Source organism: Dechloromonas sp. ZY10 (genome assembly GCF_041378895.1).
Classification (GTDB): Bacteria; Pseudomonadota; Gammaproteobacteria; order Burkholderiales; family Rhodocyclaceae; genus Azonexus; species Azonexus aquae.
The window spans coordinates 3,262,938-3,289,459 of sequence record NZ_CP144212.1; the positions used below are offsets into that span (position 1 = coordinate 3,262,938).

Below are 26,522 nucleotides of genomic sequence, written 5' to 3' on the forward strand. Positions count from 1 at the left end.
GGTACTCATTCGAGGACTTCCAGCGTGAAATTGCGATTGGTGTAAATGCACAGATCGCCGGCAATCTCCAGCGACTTGGTGACGATTTCCAGCGGCGACAACTCGGTATTCTCCAGCAAGGCCCGCGCCGCGCTCTGCGCATACGCCCCGCCCGAGCCAATGGCGACGATGCCGTGCTCCGGCTCCAGCACATCGCCGTTACCGGTAATCACCAGCGACGCATCGCGGTCGGCCACCGACAACATTGCCTCCAGCCGGCGCAAGGCCCGGTCCGAACGCCAGTCCTTCGCCAACTCCACCGCCGAACGCACCAGATTGCCCTGATGCTTCTCCAGCTTGGCCTCGAAACGCTCGAACAGCGTAAACGCATCCGCCGTCCCGCCGGCAAACCCGGCCAGAATCCGGCCGTTATACAAACGCCGTACCTTCTTCGCCGTTCCCTTGATGACGATATTCCCCAGCGTCACCTGCCCATCCCCCCCCATCGCCACCGAGTTGCCCCGGCGCACGGAAAGGATGGTCGTGCCGTGATATTGCTCCATGCGAGACTTCCTGAACGAGAGATAAGGAAGATAGATGGGGATGAATCGGGGGGATTCAAGATGGGGGATGGGGATTGTTGGGGCGGACGGAGAGCACGGTAAATCGCCCTCTGGAGCGGGCGCCCAACCCGATTCTTGGCCAGCGCCGTTTCGCCTCAGCAGAACACGGCTTTTGCTTTTTTTCGGGTTGACCGTGTCACGAATACATCCGGCGACTTGCGCCTTACTGCAATTACACTGCCGAACCGCCGGCCTGATCGGAAATGATTACAGTGGCTGTCCGCGCCTGACGCGCGGGCGTACTTTCTTTTGCTTCGCCAAAAGAAAGTAGCCAAAGAAAAGGCGACCCCAGGCTACGCGGTCGGCTGCGCCGACTACCCTGCGCTACTCGGCGAGCCGGGCGGCTGCGGAACTCGGCCCTGCGGGCCTCAAACAGTCCTCGCCGAAAACCCCCGGCCCGCCTGCGTTGCTCGGCGCTCCACATGGGGCCCCAAGGCGTCGCGGCGGAAAGCTTGGAGCGAAAATCAACGTTGACTGGCTTTTACGGTCAACCGGCAAAAACGTCATTTTTTTACCGTCGACCGTGAATCCGAGACGTTTTTCCCCCAGCCCTCTGCGGCGTCGAGCAGCGCAGCGGGCAACGGGAAAGAGGGCGAGGACTGTCTGAGGCCCAAAGGGCCGAGTTCCGCAGCCCCCCGTTGTGCGCGAGCAGCGCAGAGCACCCGGCGCAGCCGGGCGCCGCAGTGGGCGCGCCTTCTTTTTGGCTACTTTTTCTTGGCAAGACAAGAAAAAGTATGCCCGCGCGTCAGGCGCGGAAACCAGCGCCAGCAGCAACAGACCCCGCGCCAGCAACAGCCCTCACGCGCCAGCCTGCCTGCAAGCACAAACCAGAATCCCCCCGCCGTTAGCGCCCGCTCGCAGCCCGCATTCCCGAGGCGTCTCTGGCTCGCGAGCCGGGCAATCCGGCTACTTCCACGGTCAACCGCGAAAAACGGCCATTTTCCCCGTCGACCGTAAAACCGACGCAGTTTTTTGCCAATTCCCACCCGCCGCAGGTTTTTCCCGGCCGGAAACCCCGATAATGGCGGCCATTTTGTTTTGCACGCTTTTGCGGAATTCCCATGGAAATCAAGGTCAATTTTCTCGACAAGCTTCGTCAGGAAGCCAAATTCGACGACTTCACGGTCATCGCCGATCAGCCCATCCGCTACAAGGGCGATGGCTCGGCGCCGGGGCCGTTCGATTACTTCCTCGCTTCGTCGGCCTTGTGCGCGGCCTACTTCGTCAAGCTCTACTGCGACACGCGCAATATCCCGACCGAGCACATCCGCCTGGCGCACAACAACATCGTCGATCCGGAAAACCGCTATAAGCAGACCTTCAAAATCCAGGTCGAGCTGCCGCCGGACATTTCCGAGAAGGACCGGCTGGGCATTTTGCGTTCGATTGACCGGTGTACCGTGAAGAAGGTCGTGCAGACCGGCCCCGAGTTCGTGATCGAGGAAGTCGAGAATCTGGATGCCGACGCCCAGGCGCTGCTGACCCTCAGCCCGGACGCCGACACGCAGACCTACATCGCCGGCAAGGACCTGCCGCTGGAAGAGACCATCGCCAACATGTCCGGCCTGCTCGCCGGGCTGGGAATCAAGATCGAGATCGCTTCCTGGCGCAATCTGGTCCCGAATGTCTGGTCGCTGCATATCCGCGACGCGCATTCGCCGATGTGCTTCACCAACGGCAAGGGGGCGACCAAGGAAAGCGCGCTGGCCTCGGCGTTGGGCGAGTACATCGAGCGCCTGAGCTGCAACCATTTCTATAACGACAATTACTGGGGCGAGGAATTCGCCAACGCGCCCTTCGTGCATTACCCGGAGGAGCGCTGGTTCAAGCCGGGCAAGAAGGATGCGCTGCCCAAGGGCCTGCTCGACGACTACACGCTGGAAATCTACAACCCGGACGGCGAACTGCGCGCCTCGCACCTGTTCGACACCAATTCCGGCAACACCGAGCGCGGCGTCTGCGCGCTGCCTTACGTGCGCCAGTCGGACGGCGAAACGGTGTATTTCCCGACCAACCTGATCGACAACCTCTACCTGAGCAACGGCATGAGTGCCGGCAATACGCTGGCCGAGGCGCAGGTACAGTGCCTGTCGGAAATCTTTGAGCGGGCCGTCAAACGCGAAATTCTGGAGGGCGAAATCGCCCTGCCCGACGTACCGGCCGAGGTGTTGGCCAAATATCCCGGCATCGTCGCCGGCATTGCCGAACTGGAAAATCAGGGCTTCCCGGTGCTGGTCAAGGATGCTTCGCTCGGCGGCGAATTCCCGGTGATGTGCGTGACCCTGATGAATCCGCGCACCGGCGGCGTCTTTGCCTCCTTCGGCGCGCATCCCAGCCTGGAAGTGGCGCTCGAACGCAGCCTCACCGAACTGCTGCAGGGCCGCAGCTTCGAAGGCCTCAACGACCTGCCGCGACCGACCTTCGAGAGCAACGCCGTCACCGAGCCCAATAACTTCGTCGAACACTTCATCGACTCCAGCGGCGTGGTGTCGTGGCGCTTTTTCAGCGCCAAAGCCGATTACGAATTCGTCGAATGGGATTTCTCCGGCCAGGGCGAAAATTCGAACGCCGACGAAGCCGCCACCCTGTTCGGCATCCTCGAAGCCATGGGCAAAGAAGTGTACATGGCGGTCTACGACCAGTTGGGCGCCACCGCCTGCCGCATCCTGGTTCCGGGTTACTCCGAAATTTACCCGGTCGACGATCTGATCTGGGACAACACCAACAAGGCGCTGGCCTTCCGCGCCGACATCCTCAATCTGCACCGCCTCGACGACGACGCGCTGGCCGCGCTGCTCGAACGCCTGGAGGAGAGCGAGCTCGACGACTACACCGACATCATCACCCTGATCGGCGTCGAGTTCGACGAAAACACGGTCTGGGGCCAGCTGACCATTCTCGAACTCAAGTTGCTGATCAACCTGGCGCTGCAGGATTTCGAGTCGGCCAAGGATCAGGTCGAGGCCTATCTGCAATACAACGAGAACACCGCCGAGCGCGGCCTCTTTTATCAGGCCGTGAACGCCGTGCTTGAAGTCACGCTCGACGACGAGCTGGAACTGGACGATTACGAAACCAATTTCCGCCGCATGTTCGGCAACGAACGCATGGACGCCGTACTCGGCTCGGTCAACGGCAGCGTGCGCTTCCATGGCCTGACGCCGACCAGCATGAAGCTGGAAGGACTGGACCGCCACCAGCGGCTGCTCGACAGCTACCGCAAGGCCCACGCCGCTCGCACCAAGGCGGCCGGGTAAGCCAGAGCGGCCGCCCAACACGCACCTCTGCGAGTTGGGCCTCGGCTGCTCTGGCCGATCACGGTCGACCGGAAAAAAGGCGATTTTTCCCGGTCGACCGTAAATCTCAGCCCAAGACCACCGCCAGCAGCAGCAACAAGGCCAGTACCGGCCCGAACGGCTGATCGAGGCCGAGCGCCAGGGCAAAGGCGGCGAGGTAGGCCAGCAGCCCGCAAGCCAGCGCCAGCAGCAGCCCCCGCCGCCAGCTGGCGGCACGGCGAAAGGCGAGCCAGGCCGGGATGAAGACCAGCGCGAAGGCGCCCATCACACCCAGAGTCATGGTCGCCAGCGCCAGACACAGCGCGGCAAGCAGGTCGAAGCCGGCGAGCACCGGCCAGGCCGGACGGCCGCGCAGACGTAAAAAATCCGGGTAGAGCCGGGCAAGCAGCAGGTCGGCCGACCAGCGGCGCAGCCCGAGCAGCGTCAGCAACAGCGCGCCGCCGGCCAATGCCAGCTGCTGCCAGCCGGCAAAGTAAAGCTGGCCGTCGAACAGTGCGTGGCCCAGGCTTTCGGCGAGCGGGTTGTTGGCAACCAAGAGCACCGCCAGCGCCCAACTGGCGAGGAGCAGGAACACCTGGGCGGCGGCGCCGCTGAGCCGGCGTTGCAGGGCCTGCTTGCCAGCCCCGGCAACGGCGCTGGCGGCCAACCCGCCAGCCACCGGCGGCAACGCCGCGCTGGCCGCGAGCAAGGCGCCGGCGGCGGCAACGTGGGCGTAAGCCAGCGCCGCCAGCCATTCGTCGCGCAGGCGCAGGTAGGCGCCGAGCAGCGGTAGCAGCAAGGCCAGCAGCAGGCCGTTGGCAAAGGGCAGCGCAAAGAGCGCGAAATCAGGCGAGGTCCACTGCATGCGCGGCCTCCAGATGAACGATGCGGTCGCAGCAGGCGGCGAGAAAATCGGCGTCGTGGCTGACCACCAGCAGGCCGGCGCCAGCCGCCGCACGATCGCGCAGATGCGCGGCCAGCCAGCGCACGCCGGCTACATCGAGATTGTTGGTCGGCTCGTCGAGCAGCACCAGATCGCCCGGCGCCTGCAGTACCGCCCACAGCGCGAGAAAGTGCCGCTGCCCGCCGGAAAGGCGGTCGAGCCGCCAATCCAGCTTGTCGGCCAGCCAGGGCGGCAGGCCGACAGCGGCAGCACCGGTCAGCGCCAGCAGTTCGTGTCCATTCAGCGGCAGGCCGGCAAAGGGCGGCACTTCCTGACGTTGCCAGTTGATGCGCAAGCCTGCCGCCCGCTGCAACTCACCTGCGATGCAGTGGGCACCGCCGCCGGCGATCAACGCCAGCAGGCTGCTTTTGCCGACGCCGTTGGGCCCGGCCAGGCCGACGATTTCACCGGCCGCCAACGCCAGGCTGACTGCCTTGCCGACAGGGGTATCCGCCGCCCCCGGCCAGCCGGCGACCACCCCGGAGAGTTGCAGCAGCGGCGCCATCACAGGGCTTTCAGCAAACGTTGGACGCTGTCGTCGAAAAGGCCGAACAGATCGCCGGCTTCGGCGGTACCGCCGACGGTGTAAGGCAGTTGCAGCGCCGGAATCCCGGCCTTGGCCGCCAGCCACTGGCTAGGGCCTTCGGCCTGGTAGGCGGTGCGCAGGATCAGTTTGGCCGCCTGCGCCCCCTGCTGCCGCTGCAGCAAGCCGCTGAGGTGGCTGCTGCTTGGCTCAACCCCGGGTTTGGGTTCGAGCGCACCGACAATGCGCAAGCCCAGCCAGTGCGCAAGGTAGGCGTAAGAGGTGTGATGCTCCAGCACCGGCAGCCCCTTGAGCGGCGCGGCCTGCGCCTCCCAGCGACTGATCGCGGCCTGCCAGCGGGCGCGGAATTTTTGCCAGTTTTGCTGGTAGACCGTGGCATTGGCCGCATCCAGCTCGGCCATGCGGCGGCTCAGCGCGTCGCCCACCGCCAGCAGGTTGCGCGGGTCGAGGTGGAGGTGCGGATTGCCCGCCGCATGCACGTCGCCGTGCGCGCGGTCGAGCACCGTCGGCACATCGAGCAGGCGGACCTGCTGCGCCGCTTCGAAATAACCGGGCTGCCCCGGCTGGATCGCGGCATTGCCAGCATCGCGCAGGACCAGCGGCAGCCAGCCGATTTCGAGGTCGGCGCCGGTGGCGACCACCAGTTGCGCCCGCCGCGCCTGCGCCAGCAGCGAAGGCCGTGCCTCGATCCGGTGCGGGTCCTGACGGGCGGTGGTCGCGGTATACACCTTGGCCTTGCCGCCACCGATTTCACTGGCCAGCGCACCCCATTCCGGGACCGTGGCAAAGACCGCGAGATCGGCGTGAGCCAGCGTCGCCAGCAAGCTGCTGACAAACAGGAAAAAACTTTTTTTCATCGCTTGCTCCCTCAGAACTTGTGCGCGCCGTGGGCGCCCAGGCTCATGATGTACTGCAGGGTCCATTGGTGATCGGTCAGGCCCTGCATCGACTTGTCCTGCGCGTATTGCAGACGGACGCGCGAAAACTCGCTCCAGCTGTAGTCGATCATCGCCGACGAACGCTTGGGCGTGAAATCCTTGAACAAGGCATTCTCGCTGCCCAGCTCGGCCGCTGCCAGCGTGCCGATGCGCGCACTGTTGGCCGCCAGCTGCTCGTGACGCAGACCGGCGCGCCAGTTGGGCGTGAATTGGTACACCGCCTGCAGATACCAGCCATTCTGCCGGCGGCGGTAGCTGTCGCGGGTACCGCTGCAGGCCTCGCCGCTACCGGAGACTTCGGCAGCGCAACCGATGTCGCCGTTTTCGCTGCGGCTGAAGTATTCGCCCTGCAGCTTGAAATTGCGGTACTTGGGATTGCCATCGGGCGCCCATTTCCAGACGAAATCGGCGATCCAGGTCTGGCTGCCGGCGTTGAGCCCAGCCTCGCCGTGCACGTCGTTGGCGTCGTGCACCTCGGCCAGCCGCTGCCGGGTCGCGGTCTTGAGGTAAGAAAGGCCGGCGCGCCAGCTGTGCGAATCGCCGAAGTCGTTGCCGATGTGGGCAAAGACCGCGCCACTACCGGCACCGTTGCGGTTGCGCTCGCTGCCGGGGAAGCCGGCCCCACGCCCGCTTTCGGCGCCGAATTCGAGGAAGAACGGGGTCGGCGCCAACCACTTGGCCTGCACGCCGTCCTGCACGTAACTACCGTGCTCGCCGAAGAGCGCGGAATACATCAGCGGCGCGCCGGCGAAATCCCACATGTGCGGATGCTGCTCGTTGAGGTAGCCGATCCCGGAGCGGAAACGCCCGCCCTTGAGGCCGAAGCCGCTGCCCAGACCGAGCGACTGGAACCAGGCTTCTTCGACTTCAACCTCGCGGTCGCGCATGGCCAGGATCGCCTGGCCGCGCCAGTTCGGGTCGATATTCGCGGAGAGCACCAACTCGCTGTGATCGACATTGAAGCCGCGCCGGTTGGCGGCCTCGACTTCGTTACCGCCGTGGCTGTGCCCGGCCGCCGGCCAGAAACCGGTGATACCGCGACCGGCGACATTCTTCATCTGCGTATATTGCCCTTGCAGGATCAGCGAGACTTCCGGATTGAAGGCGCTGGCCCGGCTACTGCCGCGCTCGCTGCGGGGTGCTGCCGGTTCAGCCGCAGCCGGACCAGCAGGGGCTACGGCCGGCGTCGTCTGGCGCTCGGCGGCGGCCAGCTTGCTTTCGAGCGCGGCAATCCGCTGCTCATAGGCCTGCTTCATTTCGGCAATCTGGGAACGAATGGCAGCCAGATCGGCAGACTCGGCGGCAAGAAGGGGAAGAGGCAGAAAGATGCCGGCAATCATGGCCGACAGGAGGGTTTGACGCATGGGAAACTCCTGAAAAAACGCGAACGAGCGCGACCGGGCGCATCGCCACGGTCGACGTTGAAAAAGGCGGTTTTTTCAGGAAAGCGGCGGGCCGCGTTGTGCTGCCGGCGGCGGCGGCAAGGCCAGGCGACCTTGCGACATCGGGCTCGCAGCCCTCTCGGCCAGCAAGACCGGCAGCGGCAACGCCAGCAGCGTCGGCAATGCCGCCCCCAGGTCGTGCGCCTGCAGACACAATTCGCAGGCGTGCGTCGGCACCGCCTCGTCGTCGCCGGCAGCGTGGCCGACCGCATGCACCCCGACCGCCAGCTGGGCGAAGACGAGGACAATGACGAGAAGGAGATGACGCAAGGAATTCACGAGGGGCAAGAGGCAAAGCGACCGGGAGCGTGCCCCCGGTCAGCCGGTTCAATCAACCTGAACGAGCAGGCCTTTGAGGTATTCCCCCTCGGGAAAGTTCAAGGCGACCGGATGATCGGCGGTGCCCGACAGGCGGCGGACGATGCGCGCCGAGCGACCGGCGTCGAGCGCGGCGCCGGCGACGATCTTCTGGAACAGCTCCAGACCGATGCCGCCGGAACAGGAATAGGTCATCAACAGGCCGCCCGGCCGCAGCAGGCGGAAGCCGAGCAGGTTGATGTCCTTGTAGGCGCGGGCCGCGCGGTCGGCATGCGCCGCCGACGGGGCAAACTTGGGCGGATCGAGCACGATCAGGTCGAAGCTGCGCCCGGCCTTGCGGAAATCGCGCAGCGCCTGGAAGACATCAGCCTCCTGCCACTCGGCGCGTTCGGCCGGCAGCTGCGGGTTGAGCGCGAGGTTGGCCTGCGCCTGCGCCAGCGCCGGCCCGGAGGAGTCGATCGAGAGCACCGAACGGGCGCCGCCGGCCAGCGCCTGCAGCGAGAAGCCGGCGGTGTAGCAGAAGCAGTTGAGGATGTCCTTGTCGGCAGCGACGCTGCGCAGCCAGGCGCGGTTGTCGCGCTGGTCGAGGTAGAAGCCGGTTTTGTGGCCGCCGACGACGTCGACCGCGAGCTTGACCCCGTACTCGTCGATCACCAGCCCCGGCCGCTCACCTTCGGTCGGCGCGCCGTGCAGCCAGCCGACGGTCGGCTCCAGGCCTTCGAGACCGCGCACGTCGGAGTCGGAACGCTCGTAGATGCGAGCACAGCCGGTGGCCTTGATCAGCCCGTGGACAATCGCGTTGCGCCACTTGTCGGCGCCGGCCGAGGTCAGCTGCACCACCACCGTATCGCCATACTGATCAGCGACGACGCCGGGCAGGCCATCCGATTCGGCGTGGATCAGGCGCAGCCCCTGCTGGCCACGCAACTCGGGCAGGGCCTGACGGCGGGCGACGGCTTGCGCAATGCGGCGCTTGAAGAAGGCATCGTCGACCGACTCGTCGGCATCAAAGGTCCAGAAGCGGGCGCGGATCTGAGAGCTCGGGCTGTAAGCAGCCCGCCCCAGCGGCTTGAGGTTGTCGGAGAGGACTTCGACGGTATCGCCCGGACGCGCCCGCCCTTCGAGACGACCGACCGAACCGGCAAACAACCAGGGATGCCGCTTCATTGCCGAGCGTTCCTTGCCCGGCATCAGGATCAATTGGGCCATGATGACTTTCGATAGCACAAGACAGCGCAGAAAACGGAGGTGGGGCCACCAATCAGGCGAAATTCCCCAGCCAGAATGCAACAAGCCCCGGCGCCTTGCGGCCACCGGGGCTTGTCTCGGTATCGGTGCTTACTGACCCAGGCCCTTGCGGTTGCGCTGGTGGCATTCAGCGGCGTAAACAGCCTTGAACATTGCCTTGCCATTGCCCTTGAACAGGCGCTTGGCGGACTTGGAAATGCAGCGGCGTTCCAGCGTGGAACGGCGGGTACGGTTGATGGCCATGAGGAACTCCTGAGAATCCGGTTTTTTGCAAAAGCGGAATAATAAAACCAGCCTGCCCAAAGGTCAATCGGCCGATCCACCGAGCAAGCTCAGTTGAGCGCTGATTCTTCAGCATTTTTGCCCCCCGAGCGTGACCCGGCCTAGCCCCGTGCCATCCGCCGACAACGCAACCCGGCCCCGCCCCGAAAAGAACCAGACATTCTGCATAAAAAATGCAAAGGAGTTAGCGAGTGCGATGGAAAAATTGGCAAATATGGAAATAAAATGAGCCTCTATGCCGGCCAGGCCGGACACGCCAATAATAATCGCAATCATCCGGAGACAATCCATGCCCTCGACCGTCGGCGCCCTTGGCCTCGAATGCCTGATGAACCGCGCCAACATCTATTTCACCAGCGGTTACCGCTTTGCCGGCCCGCTCGACACCGATGCCTTGTGCGCGAGCTACAACGCACTGCTCGATGCCACCGAAAAATTTTCCCAGCGCCTGCACTTCTCGGCCCAGACCGATTACCAATGGCGCCCGGCACCACAACACCGCCATTTCCGGGTGATCGACAGCAACGACATCGAACGCGACTTCGCCGAACTCTGCCGCCAAAGCCTGGAACTCAGCGACGAGGAAAAACACAGCGCCATGGCGTTGACCGTGTTGCGCCAGAACGGCAGCAACGAATTCATCATCGCCCAGACCTGCGAGCATACTTATGTCGATGCCCGTAGCGCCGAATGCCTGTTCAATCGCCTGATCGAGCATTACAACGCCGGCTTGCGCCGCGATCAACCGCGTCAGCAGGCCGTACTGTCGGCCGCCGCAACCACTCGCACCGCTGCGCTTGAAGAAATGCTGCCCTTGCTCGATCTCGATGAGCCAACCCACCAGCGCAATCTTGCCGGCCTCGGCACTTACCCGGTTGCCGACGACGGGGCCTACGCCATACCGCTGGCAGCGGTTCCCGGCCATCTCGGCGAGTACCGCAAGCAGCGCTTTGCTCCGGTCAGCCGCCATTTGCCGCTCGCTGCGCTGGTCGAGCGCTGCCGCCGGCACAACCCGGAAGTCACCCGCAACAGCGTGATCTGCGCAGCACTGGCCAAGGGCTTTTACGAGCAGAACCGGCGGGAAAAACAGCTCCCGGAAAAGCAGACCATCAGTTTCAAGATGCTGTCAGACCTGCTACCGCCGGATGTACGAGAACGCTATTGCGGCAATTACATCGCTTTTGTCCCGGTCAGCGTCGATGGCGAGCTGCCGATCGAACAGATCGCCGAGCAGATCCACCGCCGGATTCGCGAATTCAAGGACCAAAAGATCGACGCCAGCCTGTTCCGCGCGGTTGAGGATGCCGTCCGCCAGGGCGTGGTCGGCACCAGCGACGACGCGCTTTCCTTCGTCGTCACCAACTGGAACAACTACCGTTTCCTGCAACAGCCGGATTTCCTGCATGGCTGCACCTCGCTGCGCCATCAGAGCGGCGTCAATATCAGCCCGCGCGATACCCTGGGCGCAGTTCTGGTGAACCGGCCGATTCTGGTCATCAACGAATCGCCGCGCGACGAAGTCTGCCTTTCCTTCTTCCCGTCGCTGCGTGCCGAGGCCGAGAACATCGCACTGGCCAACCGTATCGCCGCACACTTCGTCTAACTCCCAATGGCGGCCCGCCAGCCGCCATTTCCCGACAGGGCCATCCCATGACGGCTTTCGCCAGCTCCGAATTCGAGCTTATCGAGAAACTGCACGATAACCGGCAGACCCGGGTATATCGCGCCCGCCGGATTCACGACGGCCTGCCGGTGATCCTGAAAATCCTCAGCGACGACCACCCGTCCCCGGAGTCGCTGCCCCGGCACCGACGCGAATACCAGTTGCTGCAGTTGCTTGGCGAAATGCCGGGGATCATCAAGCCACTCGACCTGATCGACATCAACGGTTCGCTGACGATCGTCACCGAAGACATCGGCGCCGAATCGCTCGACCGGATACTGAAGCAAACCAATCTCAGCCTGCAACAGTCGCTCGAACTGGCCATTGCCATCACCCGCGCCCTGAGCGAAGTGCATCGAGCCCAGATCATCCACAAGGACATCAACCCGGCCAATGTGATCTGGAACCGGAGCAGAGGCGATGTACGCCTGATCGATTTCGGCATCGCCTCGCAACTGGCACAGGAAACCCAGGGTTTCCTGAGCCCGAAGCAACTCGAAGGAACGCTTGCCTACACCGCCCCCGAACAGACTGGCCGCATCAACCGTCCGCTCGACTACCGGGCCGACCTGTATTCCCTGGGCATCACCCTGTACGAACTTTTTGCCGGCACCCGGCCATTTACCGAGCGCGAAGGGATCGAACTGATCCACGCCCACATTGCATTACCGGCCACGCCACCGCACCAGGTCCATCCGAGGGTACCGACGATGGTGTCGCGGATCATCATGCGCCTGATCGAGAAAATGGCCGATGACCGCTACCAGAGTGCAGACGGCGTCCTGCACGACCTGCAGATCTGCCTGTCCGCACACCGCAGCCTGGGCAGCATCCCCGATTTCCTGCTCAGCGAAGGCGACGCCCCGACCCATTTCCAGCTGCCGCAGAAGCTTTACGGTCGCAGCGAGGAAGTGGCCACCATCCTCTCCGCCTGCTCCAACGCCAATGCCGGACAAGCCTCGCTGCTGTTGGTACTCGGCTCCCCCGGGGTTGGCAAGAGCGCGCTGGTGCGCGAGGTGTACAAGCCGCTGACGGAGCAGCAAGGCAATTTCATCGTCGGAAAATTCGACCAGTACCAACGCGACATTCCCTTTTCAGCCTGGACCCAGGCGTTTCAAGAATTGTGCAACCTGCTGCTGCAGGAAGACGATGCCGTTCTCGCACGGTGGCGGGAACTGATCCTGGAAAGCATCGGCCCCCTCGGGCGGGTACTCACCGATGTCATTCCGTCGATCGAGCTGATCATCGGTCCCCAGCCGGAAATACCGCAACTTGATGGCGACAAGGCGCAAAACCGCCTCAACTATGTCTTCGGCAATTTCATCAGGGCGATCTGCCAGCCAGAGCATCCGCTGGTCGTCTTCATTGATGACTGGCAATGGGCTGATGCCGGCTCGCTGGCGCTGCTCCGCTTCATTCTCAGCGGCGGCGCCGATCACCTGCTGCTGATTGGTGCATATCGCGACAGCGAGGTCGACTCAACGCATCCGCTACACGCGGCCTTGGCGGATGTCGCCCGTTCCGGCTGCCCGATCGAAAGCCTGAAACTTGACAATCTGCGCCCGGAACACGTGGCGCAAATGGTCAACGACACGCTGGGAGAACACGCCGAGTGCGAGGGACTAGCCGACCTGCTCTATGAAAAGACGCATGGCAACGCATTCTTCCTGACCCAGTTGCTGACCGACCTGCACGAAGGCGGAGCCCTGTATTTCAACCGTAACAAGCGCCGCTGGCAATGCGATCGGGAAAAGATTCTGGCCGCAGAAATTTCGGGCAATGTGATCGACCTGATGGTCAGACGCATTCGCAATCTGCCCGGTAGCACCCAGAAGGCCATTCTCAAGGCCGCTTGCCTGGGCGATCGTTTTCGCCTCGGAACGCTCTCCCGACTGCTCGGCGAGCCACCCTACATCGTCGCCAACTATCTTGAAGCGGCCCTGCACGAGGGTGTGCTGCTGCCAATCGGCTCTGCCTACCGTTACGCTCAGCAGAAGGACAACCGCAGCCAGGTGCATTACCGATTCGTGCACGATCGGGTCCGCCAGGCCGCATACAGCCTGATCGAACCCGAGGCCCGCGAGCAGACCCACTTCCGGATCGCCGAAATCTGGCTACGCGGCAAACAGGACAAGGATCACGAATACAGCATTTTCGATATTGCCAACCAGTACAACGCCGGCCGGCGCCTGATTCAAGGAAGGGCCGGGCGCAGCGAACTCCGCAAAATCAACTTCCTGGCCGGCGAAAAGGCCAAGCAGGCAGCCGACCAGGCGACCGCCCTCAGTTACCTCCGGCAGGCACTCGACCTGCGCGAGGAGAATTGCTGGCAGGAGCAACGCAGCGAAACCGAAACCCTGCTGTTGAGCGCCGCTGACAGTGCCCTGCTGTGCAAGGATTATGTGCTGATGGAGCAGTGGCTGGACGAATATCTGGCGCATGTCAGCGAAACCTTTGCGCTGATTGCCGCCAGCAAGATTCGCCTGCAGGCTTACGTAGTCCAGAACCGCCTGGAAGAAGCTGTGGACGTTGGCCTGGCCGCTCTGAAGCGCCTCGGCTGCAAGCTCGACAAGACCCCGGGCAAGCTGCGCAATCTGCTCAAGCTGATGCAGACCCGGTTGGCCATCCGCAGCAAATCGTTTACCGACCTGCATGCCCTGCCGGCAATGACCGACCGCCGCCAGCTCGAAACCATGGAATTGCTAGGCTTGTTGCTGCCGCCGGCCTACTGGACCTATCCGGACCTGCTCGCTCAGGTCGTGTTCCAGATGGTGCGCGACACGCTGACTCACGGCTACTCGCCCAATGCCGGTTACGGGCTGAGCTGGTGGGGAATCACCGAAAGCGCACTGCTCAACAACATCGACTCTGGCGTCGTTTTTGGCGATTTTGCGATCGAACTGGCGAAAAAACACGGCCTGCGCTTGCAACAGCCGCTGTTTTTTGTTGGCTGGATTGTCCTGAAATACAAGCATCACCTGCGCAAAACACTACCCTTGTTGCAGCAGGCTTACGCCATCTCGCTGGAAAAAGGGGATTTCGAATACGCCTCGTATGCCCGCAACAATGAAATGCAGGCGCGCCTCCATTGCGGCACGCCCCTGGCCGAACTGCTGCCCGAGATGGGTCTTGCCCACCGCGACCTGACCCGCTTTCAACTCGGCTCGTCGCTCTACTGGCATGCCATCTGGTGGCAAACGGCGCTCAACTTTGCCGCCCCCAGCGACAACGCTACCGTTCTTTCAGGCTCGGCCTACGACGAACGCGGCGAGATCCAGAAGCACCTGGCCGCCAGCGACCACAGTACGCTCTTTCTGCTTTATTGCGCCAAAACCATGCTCTCGGTGTATTTTGGAGAAGGTCAGAAAGCCAATGATTACGCCCACGAAGCCAGAATTCGCCTGAATGCCGGAACCGGCATGTACGCCCATACCCTGTTCCATTTCCTCGAATCCCTGTTGCTGATGCAGTCGCCACAGGCGAACGAAAGTGCCGTCCAGCAACACGTTGCTGCCAACCAGAAGAAACTGGCCCACAGCGCCCAATACGCACCGAGTAACCACCGCCATCAATGGCTGCTGGTCGAGGCAGAACGGTTGCGTCTGAACAAACAATATGAAAGCGCGCTGCTTCACTACGAAGAGGCGATCGATGTAGCCAGGGAACACGGTTTCCTGCACGAGGAAGCCCTGGCGCTCGAATTAACAGCTGGCTTCCATCGTTCGCGCAAGCGTTCGCGCCTGGCTGCCCATTATTTGCGCCAGGCCATCCAGACCTACGAGGCGTGGGGCGCCAAAGCCAAGGTCATCCAATTGCGCAAGCAATACCCGATGGAATTGCTGGGCCTCTCGCAAAACGACATTCGCCCTTCGACCGAAACCCACCTGTCGTTCCGCAGCACCCTGCACGGCAGCGAAGGCTTCGATCTGGAAGCTGCCAGCCAGGCCTCGCTCGCAATTTCAGGCGAAATCATGCTGCCGGCACTGACCCGGATGCTACTGCGGATTGCGATCAAGAACTCCGGTGCCCAACGGGCAGCGCTGATCCTGCAACAGCATGGCGAATTTTCGATCGAAGCGGTGGGCTGTTCCGACCGGGACATTGAGGTCAGTCTGTTATCCCGACCACTGGATGAGCAATCCGACCTGCCGGTCCCCCGCACCCTGATCCAGTATGTTGGACGCACCCAGAAATCGCTGGTCATCGATGATGCCCGCGATCGCAGCGTTTTTTCGCGCGACCCATATTTTCTGCGCGAGCGTCCGATTTCCATCCTCTGCGAGCCGATTGTCCGCCAAGGCAAGCTGCTCGGCATGCTCTACCTCGAAAACAACCTGACTGTCGGCACCTTTGCCGCCAACCGGCTGACTCTGCTCCGCTTGCTGGCCGCCCAGGCTGCGATTTCGATCGAAAATGCACTGCTCTACAGCGGCCTGGAAGAAAAAGTCGAAGAACGCACCCGCGAGTTGCGCGACTCGCTATCCACGCAAGAGCAGTTAAACAGCGAACTGCAGTCCGCTTATGCCAAACTGCACACGGCAAACAGCAAGCTGGAGGAACTGGCGAATACCGACGGTCTCACCAGCCTGGCCAACCGCCGCCACCTCGCAGAACGCCTGAACTATGAAATCGGCCGCTGCGCCCGCGAAGGCCAGGCCTTGTCGCTGCTGATCTGCGACCTCGACAACTTCAAACGGTACAACGACATCTACGGTCATGTCTGCGGCGACGATTGTCTGCGGGCAGTGGCCGGCGAAATCCGTCAGGTCTTTTCCCGCAGCAGCGATCTGGTGGCCCGCTACGGCGGCGAGGAGTTTGTCGTGCTGTTGCCGGGCATCGAGAGCGAAGAGGCTCAGCGACTGGCCGAGCGCATGCGTCAGAACGTTCTGGCCCTGGCCATTCCCCATGCCGGCAATGCCAGCTACGGGATCGCCACCATCAGTGTCGGCTGCCATACCCGGCAAGTCAGCTCCGACTGCCGCCTCAGCGACATCATCGAGAACGCCGACCGTGCGCTTTATGAGGCCAAAGCACAAGGGCGCAATCTGGTTGTTGCGAACAGCGGGCAGCATGACTGGCCGCCGACCGCAGCGGATCGGGACTCGCTCGAGCCTTGACCGCCCACTGATCCGGCGCCCAAGAGGGGGGCTGCCCCCCCTTCGCAAGCTATTTCGAATAATCGGGCAACGGGCACGCCTGGTTCTGATTGGCAGCACACCAGGCCCGGGCCTTGGCAACGCTCCAGGGAGCTAGCTGCGGGCTCTTGTCCACCACCGCCATCGCACAAACCTGATTGGCCACCTCGACGCTGGGAGCACTGCTCAGGTACTGGCCATTGCACTGCTCGGCGACCTGGGCCGGAACAGCTCCCGGCGTTGCCGCCATGCTCTTGGCAAAGCAGGCGCTGGCCAAGTCCTGCTGCTCCATCTTGATCAATCCGGGTGTCGACGAACACGTCTGATATACCGCGGCAATCGGATGATTGGCTCCCGCATAGGGGGTCTGCAGCCCCCCCGCAGCCAATGCCGTGGCACCAGCCTGGTTCACCCCGATCGGGGCCGCAGGATAGGCCGCACGCCAGTAGCCCAAAGCCTCGGCACCAAATACCATCACCGGCAGCGTCGTCACGGTATCGACCGCCAGGGCGAGGCCAGAAAGCATCCCCGGCACATATCCCGCGCCCTGGCTGCTGAAATACTGGACGGCCGATGCGGTGCTGAAACACCCGCTTTCGCCACTACCCGGGGCAGCGATCGGAAAAATATCGACAATAGTCGAATACAGAGCCGTATCGGCATTGGCCACCCCCACCGTAGTCAATAAACGCTGCCACCGATTCAATGTGGCGTTATTCAGATAATCGGACTGCTGCATGGAAACGTAGGGGGGATAATGCAAGAGCATCAGCAACTTCTGCTGCACGATTGGCAAACCGAGTGGCAAATAAAACTGCCATGGCGCAGCGCATTGCAGTTGCCCCCCGGTCGGCTGCCAGCACGCGGCATCCAGCTGGCAGCTACGCACGCCTTGCAAACCCAAACGGCCATTGCTCAGCCACTGCGGGTGGGCTACCGGATACTGGGCGGCGGCGGCGGCACTTGAGCGGAAACTGACCGAGTAGCGGCTGATCTTGCTGTCGGGCTTGACGCTTAATTCACAGTAGGCGATCTGATCGCGAGCCAGGGAGGATTGCAGATAAAACTGCACACTGGCAGCAACGGCAGCACGCCGATCTGCATCGTTCATCGCGGCGGAGTTAATTGCCGGATACAGTTCGTCGATATCTTCGAGGATATAGCTGTATTGCGGCCAATCCTCACACTTGGCGATCGCGGCATTCGGCAGCAGCACCGCGAGGGACAACAACAGCGGAAACAACCAGCGGCTGGCTGATCGGGTTTGCACGGGGAACACATTTGCCTCCTTGAACAACCGGTGGTAAAGACCCATTGTTACAGAAGAAAAATGCTTGGCGATACGCCTTTTGCATCAGCCTTTGCGTCGGGCACGGGGATGCGCCTGGTCATACACCGCCGCCAGGTGCTGAAAATCGAGATGGGTATAGACCTGGGTCGAGGCAATGCTGGCGTGGCCGAGCATTTCCTGGACCGCCCGCAAGTCACCTGATGACTGCAGCACATGCGAAGCAAAAGAATGCCGCAGCATATGCGGATGCACGTGCTGCGGCAGGCCTTGCATCAGCGCCCGCCGGGCAAGGCGCAACTGGATTGACCGAGGCCCCAGACGCTGTCCGCGCTGACCGACGAACAATGCGTTTTCGTCGGCAACGGCCAATCCATCGCGCAACGGCAACCAGGCCGCCAACGCTACCCGCGCCGCTTGTCCGACCGGGACCAGCCGGGCCTTGGCCCGCTTGCCGAGAACCCGCAACTCGCCTTCACCCAGCACCCGCAGAGCCTCGCTACGATCAAGCATGGCCAATTCGGCCAATCGCAGGCCAGAGGAGTAAAACAGTTCGAACATCGCGCTGTCGCGCACCTCGAGAGGATCGTCGGGGCTGCTCACGTCAAGCAGCCGTGCGGCCTCGTCGACGGCTAGCACCTTGGGCAAGCGCCGGGGCGACTTCGGCGGCCTGACCCCCTCGCAGGGATTCGCTGCCACCAGGCCTTGCCGGCCGAGCCAGGCGAAAAACCCGCGCCAGGCCGAAAGCATTCGGCCCAGGCTACGGCCGCCGAGCCCTCCGCCGTGCAACTGCGCCAGCCAGCGACGTATCAGGAAAACATCAATCTGTGCCAGCGGAGTGGCTGCAGCCAGCCCGAGCAATGCGGACAAATCCCGCCGATAACTGCTCAGGGTGTGAGGAGAGCAGCGCCGCTGCTCGGCCAAGGCCGCCAGCCAGGCGGTGGCCAGCGGTGCTTCGGGATGCTGGTCCTCTGCCACCGGAACCGGCACAGGAGGCCTGCTCAAAGAATGCTGCGGGTAACGCGGGCCAGAGCGGCTGAAACCATCTCTCCCAGGCGCTCAAGGTACAGCGTGCCCATGTCGGCATAAAAGCGCTGCGCCTCCTCGCTGCCCAGAGCCACCAACCCGATCGTGCCACCGCCGTTACGCAGCGCGATCAGCGCCTGCGAGCGGATGTGTGGTGCATGCTCGCCGAACCAGGACTGGGTTCCGAAGCCGGCGGTCGAGCCGCAATACGGTCGACTCAGGGTTTCGGCGAAAACCTGTAGTTCTTCGCTGACCGCAGCGAACTCCGGCAAATCCTCGATCCCCTCGGGCTTGTGCCACAAGCGCAGTGCCACATGCGGCACCGCGAAATCGTCACGCAGGTGGAAATTCAGCAGGTGGATCACCGCCTGGAAGGTTTCCGCCGCAATCAGTCCAACCGACAGGCGGTGGACCTTTTCGCTGATGGCGTCGTTTTCCTCGCCGTAGGTAATCAACTCAGCCAGTTTGTACTCCAACTGGCGATTCTTCTCGCGCAGGGTCAGCATTTGCCGCTCGACCAGCGACACCGCCCGCCCGGCGTGCGGGTGCGGGACGAAAATCTGTGCCATCAGATCGGCGTATTGCTCGAAGAAACCGGGGTTGCTTTGCAGATAATCGGCCACTTCTTCAGGAAAGAGAGCGCTCATAGTTCGATTTCTCCAGTAAATACGGTCACCGCCGGACCGGTCATCAACACCGGGCGTCCCGGCCCCCCCCAGGCGATGGTCAGATCGCCACCCCGGGTCGACACTCGCACCGGGGAATCGAGCAAGCCACGCCGAATCCCGGCCACGGCAGCAGCACAGGCACCGGTCCCGCAGGCCAGCGTCTCGCCCGAACCACGCTCGTACACGCGCAGGCGAATCTGGTGCCGGTCGACGATCTGCATGAATCCCGCATTAACCCGCTTGGGAAAACGCTGATGGCGTTCGATCAACGGTCCGTGTCGTTCGACCGGGTGCCGCTCGACATCGTCCACCACCTGTACGGCATGCGGATTACCCATCGAGACCACGGTAGTTTCCAGCGTCTCATCGGCAACATCGAGGAGATGAATGATCACATCTTCATCCGCCAGGAACGGAATTTCAGCCGGCAAAAACCGTGGTTCGCCCATGTCGACCGTGACACTCCCATCGGCCTCAAGGCGCGGGGCAATGATCCCCTTCAGGGTTTCGACGCGGATTTCGCGCTTGTCGGTCAGGCCTTGCTCGTGGACGAAGCGGACGAAACAGCGGGCACCGTTGCCGCATTGTTCAACCTCACCGCCATCGGCATTGAAAATCCGGTAACGGAAATCAATCCCGGCCTGCGCGGCCGGTTCGACCAGCAGGATTTGGTCGCAGCCCACGCCGAAATGCCGGTCGGCGAGGTAGCAAAGTTGCTCCGGGGACAGCGAAACATTCTGGCGAACCCCGTCGAGGACGACGAAATCGTTGCCCAGCCCATGCATCTTGGAGAATTTGAGCTTCACTTTTCCCTCCGTTTTTGACAAGAAAAAGAATAACAGAGACAGTCACTTGCCTCAAATTATTAAAGCTTTTTCTCCATCACGAAATCATCCATCACATAACGGCCCAAATCCTCGACGGTAGTCTCACGAACCACGAACCCGTATTTCTGGTAGGAGGCAATCGCCTTGGTATTGCGCTTGTTAACCTGCAGCACCAGAGCCGGATAGCCGAGTTTGCGCGCCCGGGCCGCCACATGCTCGATCATCTGCCCACCGACACCTCGCCGTTGCACATCGGGATGGATGTAGAGCTTGTCGAGCTTGAACTCGCCCTTACGCAATTCGCTGAAGGCAAAGCCGACCCGGCGCTCGCCGACCAGCGCCTGATCCAGCCACTTGTCGGCATCTTCCAGGTCATCGTAGAGGCGCTCGTGGCCATAACGCTGCTCAAGCATGAAATCGATCTGCTCCTGGGTGATGATCCCCGGATAGCTGGCTTGCCAGATTTCGCGGGCCAGCGCGGCAATCGCCGGAACGTCGGGCGGCGTGATCGGACGGATAGTGATATCGATGGGTGTTGCGCTCATTTGTAAAACCTCTGTTCTCCGGCTGGCCGGGTTTTGAAACGTTTGTGCAACCAGAAGTACTGTTCCGGCATTTTCAGGACTTCAGACTCGATGAAGCGGTTCATGAACTCGGCATCAGCCTCGATGCTGGCTCCGGGAAAATTTTCCCAGGCCGGCTGCAACTCGACCTCGTAACCGTCAGCCACCTGGCGCGTGATGCAGGGCACGACCCGGGCACCGGTCAAGCGAACCAGCCGCGACAATGCCGGGATAGTAGCCGCCTGCACCCCGAAAAAGGATGAAAAAATCGATTCTTTCGGCCCGAAATCCATATCCGGCAGATAGTAGAAGGGATAACCCTCCTTCAGGTACTTGACCACCTTGCGCAGCCCCTCCTGGCGGGATGCCAGCTGCGACGGATTGAAACGCATCCGCCCCGTATACAGCAAACGGTTCAGGACCGGGTTTTTCTGGTTCGAGTAGACGCTGCATACCGGCGTCTCCATCGTCATCCGCGTACCGCCAGCATCGAGGCCGACGAAATGTGGCGCCAGCAGGATCGTCGGCCGCCCGTCAGCAGAACGCAAATGCTCGCCCCCACGCAGGCGAATCAGGCGTTCGAGGCGGCAGCGCGGCGCCCACCAGCCCAGCGTACGATCAAGTACGGCCTGAGCAAAGGCAACAAAATGCCGCCGCGCCAGTTGTTCACGGTCAACTTCGCTCAAGGTCGGAAAACACAGGCGCAGGTTGGTCAGTGCCACTTGCCGCCGCTCACGGCCAAAACGGTACAAAAGATGCCCGAGAGCCGCCCCCAGGGCGCGCAGCCAGCGCAGCGGCAGCCAATGTAACCACCACAGCAAACCCAGTCCGCAATACGTTGCCAGTTTTTTCACGCCGCAGCTCCCGGCGGGGGCTCGGCACCACCCGGCTGCTTGTAGCGGTTGTAGCCCCACAAATATTGCTCGGGGCAAGTCCGGATCAATTGCTCAATTTCACGATTGATCTGCGCCGCCCGCGCCACCGTATCCCCCTGAAGCGGCTGACCAGGCTCGGAGAAGCGTACGCGAAACCCGCGCCCGCCGGACAAGCGTTCGCCCCAGACCAGCAAGGTCACGGCCTCGGTTTCAGTCAAGCGCGCAGCCAGCGTCATCGTGTACGCTGGGCGACCGAAGAAATCGAGCCACACACCTTCGCCAGTCTTGGGCGCCTGATCCGGCAGCATCCCGACCATCTGGCCTTTTTTCAGAGCTTTGATCAAGGCGCGGACACCCGACAAATCAGCCGGTGCCAAATGCAATTGCGGCCGCTGCCGTCCCTGCAGAATCAAGGTTTGCAGCGCCGCCGACTTGGGTGCCCGATACAGCACGGTGATGTCCGACAAAGCCGACAAATACTGCGCGGTAATTTCAAAACAGCCCAGATGCGGCGTCAGGAACACGATGCCCTTGCCCGAAGCTCGCGCCGCTTCGACCAGGGCCAGCCCTTCGACCTCCGCCACCAGAGGCAAAGCCTCCTCCAGAGTGCGGCCCCAGATACGCGCCAGTTCGAGCATCTGCTTGCCGGTTTCGCGCGCCACCTGCAAGCGGCTCACGGTTTGTGCCAGTCCGGCTTGCGCCAGGTTCTCGCATAGATGGCGGCGATAGGTGGGCGACAACAGATAGGCCAGCAGACCCAATGCGGCGCCCAGCCAGTGCAAAGCGCACAACGGCAGGCGACCGAGAAGACGAAACAGTAAGACCATGAAGCCCCTGGGGGTTGAATGCTGCAAGGAAAAGTTTATTATTATCGGATCGCCGAGTTAAACAGACAACTTGCGGGGCGATTCAGAAAATCCGCTAAAGCGTCACCCGCTCCTGGTCCGAAGCCGGTAACGCAGTACCGAAGGACCGCTGGAGCCCGCCATGAGCGAATACTTCTTCACCTCGGAATCCGTTTCCGAAGGCCATCCCGACAAGGTCGCCGACCAGATTTCCGATGCCATCCTCGACGCCATCCTGGCGCAGGATCCGCACGCCCGGGTTGCCGCCGAAACCCTGTGCAACACCGGCCTGGTCGTCCTTGCCGGCGAAATCACCACCCACGCCAACGTCGATTACATCCAGGTCGCCCGCGACACGATCAAGCGCATCGGCTACGACAACACCGATTACGGTATCGACTACAAGGGCTGTGCCGTGCTCGTCGCCTACGACAAGCAGAGCCCGGACATCGCCCAGGGCGTGAACAAGGCCTACGACGACAACCTTGATCAGGGCGCCGGCGATCAGGGTCTGATGTTCGGCTACGCCTGCGACGAAACCCCGTCGCTGATGCCTTTGCCGATTTATCTCTCCCATCGCCTGGTTGAGCGCCAAGCACTGCTGCGCAAGGACGGCCGCCTGGCCTGGGCGCGTCCGGATGCCAAGTCGCAAGTCACCATCAAGTACGTCGACGGCAAGCCTTACTGCATCGACACCGTGGTGCTGTCGACCCAGCATTCGCCGGAAATCAGCCTGGAAGACCTGCGCGAGCAGACGATCGAAGAAATCATCAAACCGGTGCTGCCGAAGGAACTGGTCAAGGGCGACATCAAGTATCTGGTCAACCCGACCGGCCGCTTCGTCGTCGGCGGCCCGCAGGGCGACTGCGGCCTGACCGGCCGCAAGATCATCGTCGACACCTACGGCGGCGCCGCGCCGCATGGCGGCGGTGCCTTCTCGGGCAAGGATCCGTCCAAGGTCGACCGTTCCGCTGCCTACGCCGGCCGCTACGTCGCCAAAAACATCGTCGCCGCCGGCCTGGCCTCCAAGTGCTTGGTGCAAGTTTCGTATGCAATCGGCGTATCGCACCCGACCTCGATCATGGTCGACACCTTCGGTACCGGCAAGGTCAGCAACGAAACCCTGACCGCGTTGGTCAAGAAACACTTCGACCTGCGCCCGAAGGGCATCGTCAACATGCTCAACCTGCTGCGTCCGATCTATCAGAAGACCGCAGCCTATGGTCACTTCGGCCGCGAAGAGCCGGAATTCTCCTGGGAAGCCACCGACCGCGCCATCCTGCTGCGCAACGACGCCGGCCTCTGAACCACCACCGGGGACATGGCCGGACGGTACGGCCCTCCTCCCGCAATGGCGCCCCAAATCAGGGCGCCATTTTTTCATCGCTCAACCGGCAGAAGGCGCTTTTCCGGCCAGCAGGAAAGCAGCCAGCTTTTTGTCGGTGTTCATGATGTGATCAACCAGCCACTGGTTCAGGAAAGCAATCAGATCATCCGGAGTGATCAAAACCCCCGCTTTCAGATTCTCGCGAATCGAAACCACCTTGGCCGAAAAATTGCGGTGCTGCTCAAGATGCAGCGCCTGCATTGCCGCATCCTGTTCGCTGTAGCCACTTTGCTGCATCAACTCCTCTTCGGTATCGAAGTGATACAAGGCATAGCCCAGCAAATCCTGAGTGATCTGCCCGAGAATTTCCGCCGAACACTCGCGCCCAAGGCGCTCGGCAGCTTCATTCAAGGTATGCACCAGAATCATGTGCTGTTCGTCGATCTCCGGCACCCCGGTCATCAACGCTTCCCCCCATTCGAGACGGCTTTGCACGCTCATTTCCCCCCTCCTGACACGACACTTTTCTGTTGTTTGGCATGCCGGCGTACCTGAGCCTGCCGAAACTGAGCCAATAATCGCATGAAATCGCCATGCGCCGCGATCAGGGCCGCCCATCCCCCGTCAGTCATCGGCGCGGCCGCCCACTGTCCAGCCAGCCGATGCACCTCAAAGTGCAAGACCTCCAGCGCCTTGAAGCGCTGCGAGGCGGCAAACTGCTTGCGAGTGCGGGGATCGGCAAACCACTGGCTCATACGGCAGGCTGCATGCTCAAGACAGGGCAACGCATCAGTCCTGCCGGCACTGGCTGCTGCCTGCAAACGCTCGAACCAGTGGCGATGCGCCGTCTCCTGCAGCAGCAACTGGAAATCAGCATGACTGGGATAGCCCGTCCCCGCAACCCGCCAGCGCGGATCCGGGCAAAACTCGTCCAGCCACTCATATAAACGCTCGGCCGGCATCGGTCGGGCAATTCCATATCCCTGCATGATGTCGCAGCCCAGCGCCAGGAGCAGTAATACATGCTCGATACTTTCAACCCCTTCGGCCACCACCTGCCGGCGGAAAGCGCTCGCCAGTCCGATCACCCCCTGCACGATCGCCAGATCGCCAGGATCACCCAACATGTCGCGCACAAATGTCTGGTCAATTTTCAGCACATCGACCGGCAAATGTTTCAAATGCACCAGCGATGAATAGCCCGTCCCGAAATCATCGAGCGCAAAGCGCAGGCCGCCGGCGTGATAACGGGAAATCAGGCGCACCACTTGCCCGACATCCTCAAGCGCGGCAGTTTCAACAATTTCGATTTCGAGAAAGGCCAGTAACGCCTCGGGATATTTGCCGAGTAACTCGCCCAGGCGTTCCTCAAGCTGCCCATGCTGAAAATGATAGGCCGAGATATTGACGCTGATCGAAACCGGGTGCCCTGCAGCGTGCAGTTTCTGCAACTGCCGCAGGGCCTCATCCAGCACCCACTCGCCCAAACGGACAATCATTTCGTCATGTTCGATCAAGGGCAGGAACTCTGCCGGCGTACGCACCCCGAGTACCGGATGATTCCAGCGAATCAGGGCTTCCAGACCAAGTACCCGACCGCGCCTGCAATCGACCTTGGGCTGGAAGTAGAGGCAAAAATCTCCCCGCTCAAGTGCCTGCTCGATCTTGCGACGTAAGCCCTGATTGGCCCGGGCCTTGGACTCGAGCATTGGATCAAAGATATCGAAGCGGTTTTTCCCCGACTGCTTCGCGCGGTACATCGCCTGATCCGCGTGCCGTAACAACTGATCGGCATCTGAAGGATCCTGCGGTGCCAGCGTCACGCCGATGCTGGCGGAGACCCGGGCTTCGTGCCCGCCGATCCGGCAAGGCGTGGCCACTGCCTCCAGGATGCGCCGCAGCACCTGTTCGCAAGCCCCGGAGGTCTTGATCCCGCCAAGTAGCAAGGCAAATTCGTCACCACCCAGGCGGGCAGCGGTATCTTCAATCCGCAGCACGTCCCCCAGCCGGCGGGCGATCTCCTGCAGCAGTTGATCGCCGGCTGCATGCCCAAGCGTGTCATTAACCGCCTTGAAACCGTCCAGATCCATCAGGCAGACCGCCAACCACTCCCCGGAGCGACGGGCCCGGGCAATCGCCTGGCGCATCCGGTCGGCCAGCAACACCCGGTTCGGCAGCCCGGTCAACGCATCGTAATGTGCGTCGTGCTGCAAACGCCTTTCCTGCTCGACCAGCAAGGTCACATCGACCGTACTGCTGACCGCCCCGACCTGCTCACCGGTGGCATCATCGAACATTGCGTGGGCATTGAAGCGGACCCAGCGGTGGGTATCGTCCTTGCGGATGATCCTGACCAGCAGATTACCAACCCCCGGGTCGCCGGCCAGCGCCCGGGCCACGGGAAAGCTTTCGGGGCGACAATAAGCACCCTGCTCGGATAAGCAAAACTGCATCCACTGCAACCAATGCACCCCGGGAGCCACCAGTTCGTCATTCGCCACTTGTTCTAGGCTCGCGGTATTGGCAAAAAGCAAGCGCCCTTCGCGATCCCAGAACTGGATACCTTCCTGAATCGTCTCAAAGACCGAACTCATCCGCGCGGTGAACAACGGCGACCAGGGTCCGACCGGGCTTTCCGGATCAATTTGCTGGCTAGCGTCAAGCAACAACTGGGCGATCCCTCATTAAGCAAACAGTGGTAAAGAATTTTCAG

At 62.1% G+C, this 26,522-nt stretch carries 22 protein-coding genes; 4 read left to right on the top strand and 18 right to left on the bottom strand.

The genetic code is table 11. From position 1 onward, the window contains the following. Positions 1-5 precede the first annotated feature (5 nt). Positions 6-542 (bottom strand): ATP-dependent protease subunit HslV, encoded by a 537-nt coding sequence (gene hslV, locus VX159_RS14910; protein ID WP_371323663.1) that lies wholly within the window; start codon positions 540-542, stop codon positions 6-8. Between the two features lie 1,121 nt (positions 543-1,663). Between hslV and VX159_RS14915 the strand changes: the two genes are divergently transcribed. Further along, the gene (locus VX159_RS14915; protein ID WP_371323664.1) at positions 1,664-3,859 is read left to right on the top strand and encodes an OsmC domain/YcaO domain-containing protein; all 2,196 of its coding nucleotides are present in this window, start codon (positions 1,664-1,666) and stop codon (positions 3,857-3,859) included. A gap of 106 nt (positions 3,860-3,965) precedes the next feature. On the opposite strand, the gene VX159_RS14920 is transcribed toward VX159_RS14915, so the two are convergent. From VX159_RS14920 to VX159_RS14955, 8 genes are all read right to left on the bottom strand, one after another. Continuing rightward, positions 3,966-4,742, bottom strand: a complete 777-nt coding sequence (locus VX159_RS14920) for a metal ABC transporter permease (RefSeq protein ID WP_371323665.1) — start codon at positions 4,740-4,742, stop codon at positions 3,966-3,968. Continuing rightward, complete coding sequence (locus tag VX159_RS14925; protein WP_371323666.1) at positions 4,723-5,325, bottom strand: ATP-binding cassette domain-containing protein; 603 nt, start codon at positions 5,323-5,325, stop codon at positions 4,723-4,725. The genes VX159_RS14920 and VX159_RS14925 overlap by 20 nt, the downstream gene beginning before the upstream one ends. After that, complete coding sequence (locus VX159_RS14930) at positions 5,325-6,221, bottom strand: metal ABC transporter substrate-binding protein (RefSeq protein WP_371323667.1); 897 nt, start codon at positions 6,219-6,221, stop codon at positions 5,325-5,327. Before VX159_RS14930 ends, VX159_RS14925 begins: the two co-directional genes overlap by 1 nt. A gap of 11 nt (positions 6,222-6,232) precedes the next feature. Beyond that, positions 6,233-7,666 carry a TonB-dependent receptor gene (locus tag VX159_RS14935; RefSeq protein ID WP_371323668.1) on the bottom strand — a complete coding sequence of 478 codons (1,434 nt, stop codon included), beginning with the start codon at positions 7,664-7,666 and terminating at the stop codon, positions 6,233-6,235. 75 nt (positions 7,667-7,741) lie between these two features. Further along, positions 7,742-8,014: a hypothetical protein gene (locus VX159_RS14940; protein WP_371323669.1), complete on the bottom strand. Its 273-nt coding sequence runs from the start codon at positions 8,012-8,014 to the stop codon at positions 7,742-7,744. Between the two features lie 57 nt (positions 8,015-8,071). After that, a complete protein-coding gene (locus tag VX159_RS14945; protein WP_371323670.1) occupies positions 8,072-9,271 on the bottom strand; it encodes a class I SAM-dependent rRNA methyltransferase in 1,200 nt (399 codons plus the stop codon). 129 nt (positions 9,272-9,400) lie between these two features. Continuing rightward, a complete protein-coding gene (locus tag VX159_RS14950; RefSeq protein ID WP_290897420.1) occupies positions 9,401-9,553 on the bottom strand; it encodes a hypothetical protein in 153 nt (50 codons plus the stop codon). 108 nt (positions 9,554-9,661) lie between these two features. After that, positions 9,662-9,868 carry a hypothetical protein gene (locus VX159_RS14955; protein WP_371323671.1) on the bottom strand — a complete coding sequence of 69 codons (207 nt, stop codon included), beginning with the start codon at positions 9,866-9,868 and terminating at the stop codon, positions 9,662-9,664. Between the two features lie 13 nt (positions 9,869-9,881). Here VX159_RS14955 and VX159_RS14960 point away from each other — a divergent pair, with 13 nt between their 5' ends. Further along, on the top strand, positions 9,882-11,195 hold the full coding sequence (locus tag VX159_RS14960) for a hypothetical protein (protein WP_371323672.1): 1,314 nt from the start codon (positions 9,882-9,884) through the stop codon (positions 11,193-11,195). A 47-nt stretch (positions 11,196-11,242) separates the two neighbouring features. After that, the gene (locus tag VX159_RS14965) at positions 11,243-16,372 is read left to right on the top strand and encodes a diguanylate cyclase domain-containing protein (protein WP_371323673.1); all 5,130 of its coding nucleotides are present in this window, start codon (positions 11,243-11,245) and stop codon (positions 16,370-16,372) included. Positions 16,373-16,421: 49 nt separating this feature from the next. Here VX159_RS14965 and VX159_RS14970 read toward each other — a convergent pair whose 3' ends face one another. From VX159_RS14970 to VX159_RS15000, 7 genes are all read right to left on the bottom strand, one after another. Beyond that, a complete protein-coding gene (locus VX159_RS14970) occupies positions 16,422-17,669 on the bottom strand; it encodes a hypothetical protein (protein ID WP_371323674.1) in 1,248 nt (415 codons plus the stop codon). Positions 17,670-17,744: 75 nt separating this feature from the next. Continuing rightward, positions 17,745-18,656, bottom strand: coding sequence for a tyrosine recombinase XerC (gene xerC, locus VX159_RS14975; protein WP_371325540.1), 912 nt, complete (start codon positions 18,654-18,656; stop codon positions 17,745-17,747). 23 nt (positions 18,657-18,679) lie between these two features. Continuing rightward, on the bottom strand, positions 18,680-19,351 hold the full coding sequence (locus tag VX159_RS14980; RefSeq protein WP_371323675.1) for a DUF484 family protein: 672 nt from the start codon (positions 19,349-19,351) through the stop codon (positions 18,680-18,682). Then, positions 19,348-20,178, bottom strand: coding sequence for a diaminopimelate epimerase (gene dapF / locus VX159_RS14985; RefSeq protein ID WP_371323676.1), 831 nt, complete (start codon positions 20,176-20,178; stop codon positions 19,348-19,350). The genes VX159_RS14980 and dapF overlap by 4 nt, the downstream gene beginning before the upstream one ends. 59 nt (positions 20,179-20,237) lie before the next feature. Then, the gene (locus VX159_RS14990) at positions 20,238-20,744 is read right to left on the bottom strand and encodes an N-acetyltransferase family protein (RefSeq protein ID WP_371323677.1); all 507 of its coding nucleotides are present in this window, start codon (positions 20,742-20,744) and stop codon (positions 20,238-20,240) included. Further along, positions 20,741-21,616 carry a lysophospholipid acyltransferase family protein gene (locus tag VX159_RS14995; RefSeq protein WP_371323678.1) on the bottom strand — a complete coding sequence of 292 codons (876 nt, stop codon included), beginning with the start codon at positions 21,614-21,616 and terminating at the stop codon, positions 20,741-20,743. The genes VX159_RS14990 and VX159_RS14995 overlap by 4 nt, the downstream gene beginning before the upstream one ends. Beyond that, positions 21,613-22,464: a lysophospholipid acyltransferase family protein gene (locus tag VX159_RS15000; protein WP_371323679.1), complete on the bottom strand. Its 852-nt coding sequence runs from the start codon at positions 22,462-22,464 to the stop codon at positions 21,613-21,615. The genes VX159_RS14995 and VX159_RS15000 overlap by 4 nt, the downstream gene beginning before the upstream one ends. Before the next feature lie 160 nt (positions 22,465-22,624). On the opposite strand from VX159_RS15000, the gene metK reads away from it, so the two are divergent. Then, a complete protein-coding gene (metK, locus tag VX159_RS15005) occupies positions 22,625-23,788 on the top strand; it encodes a methionine adenosyltransferase (protein WP_371323680.1) in 1,164 nt (387 codons plus the stop codon). 81 nt (positions 23,789-23,869) lie between these two features. On the opposite strand, the gene VX159_RS15010 is transcribed toward metK, so the two are convergent. Continuing rightward, positions 23,870-24,310, bottom strand: coding sequence for a bacteriohemerythrin (locus VX159_RS15010; RefSeq protein WP_371323681.1), 441 nt, complete (start codon positions 24,308-24,310; stop codon positions 23,870-23,872). Then, positions 24,307-26,478, bottom strand: coding sequence for an EAL domain-containing protein (locus VX159_RS15015; RefSeq protein ID WP_371323682.1), 2,172 nt, complete (start codon positions 26,476-26,478; stop codon positions 24,307-24,309). The genes VX159_RS15010 and VX159_RS15015 overlap by 4 nt, the downstream gene beginning before the upstream one ends. Positions 26,479-26,522 lie beyond the last annotated feature (44 nt).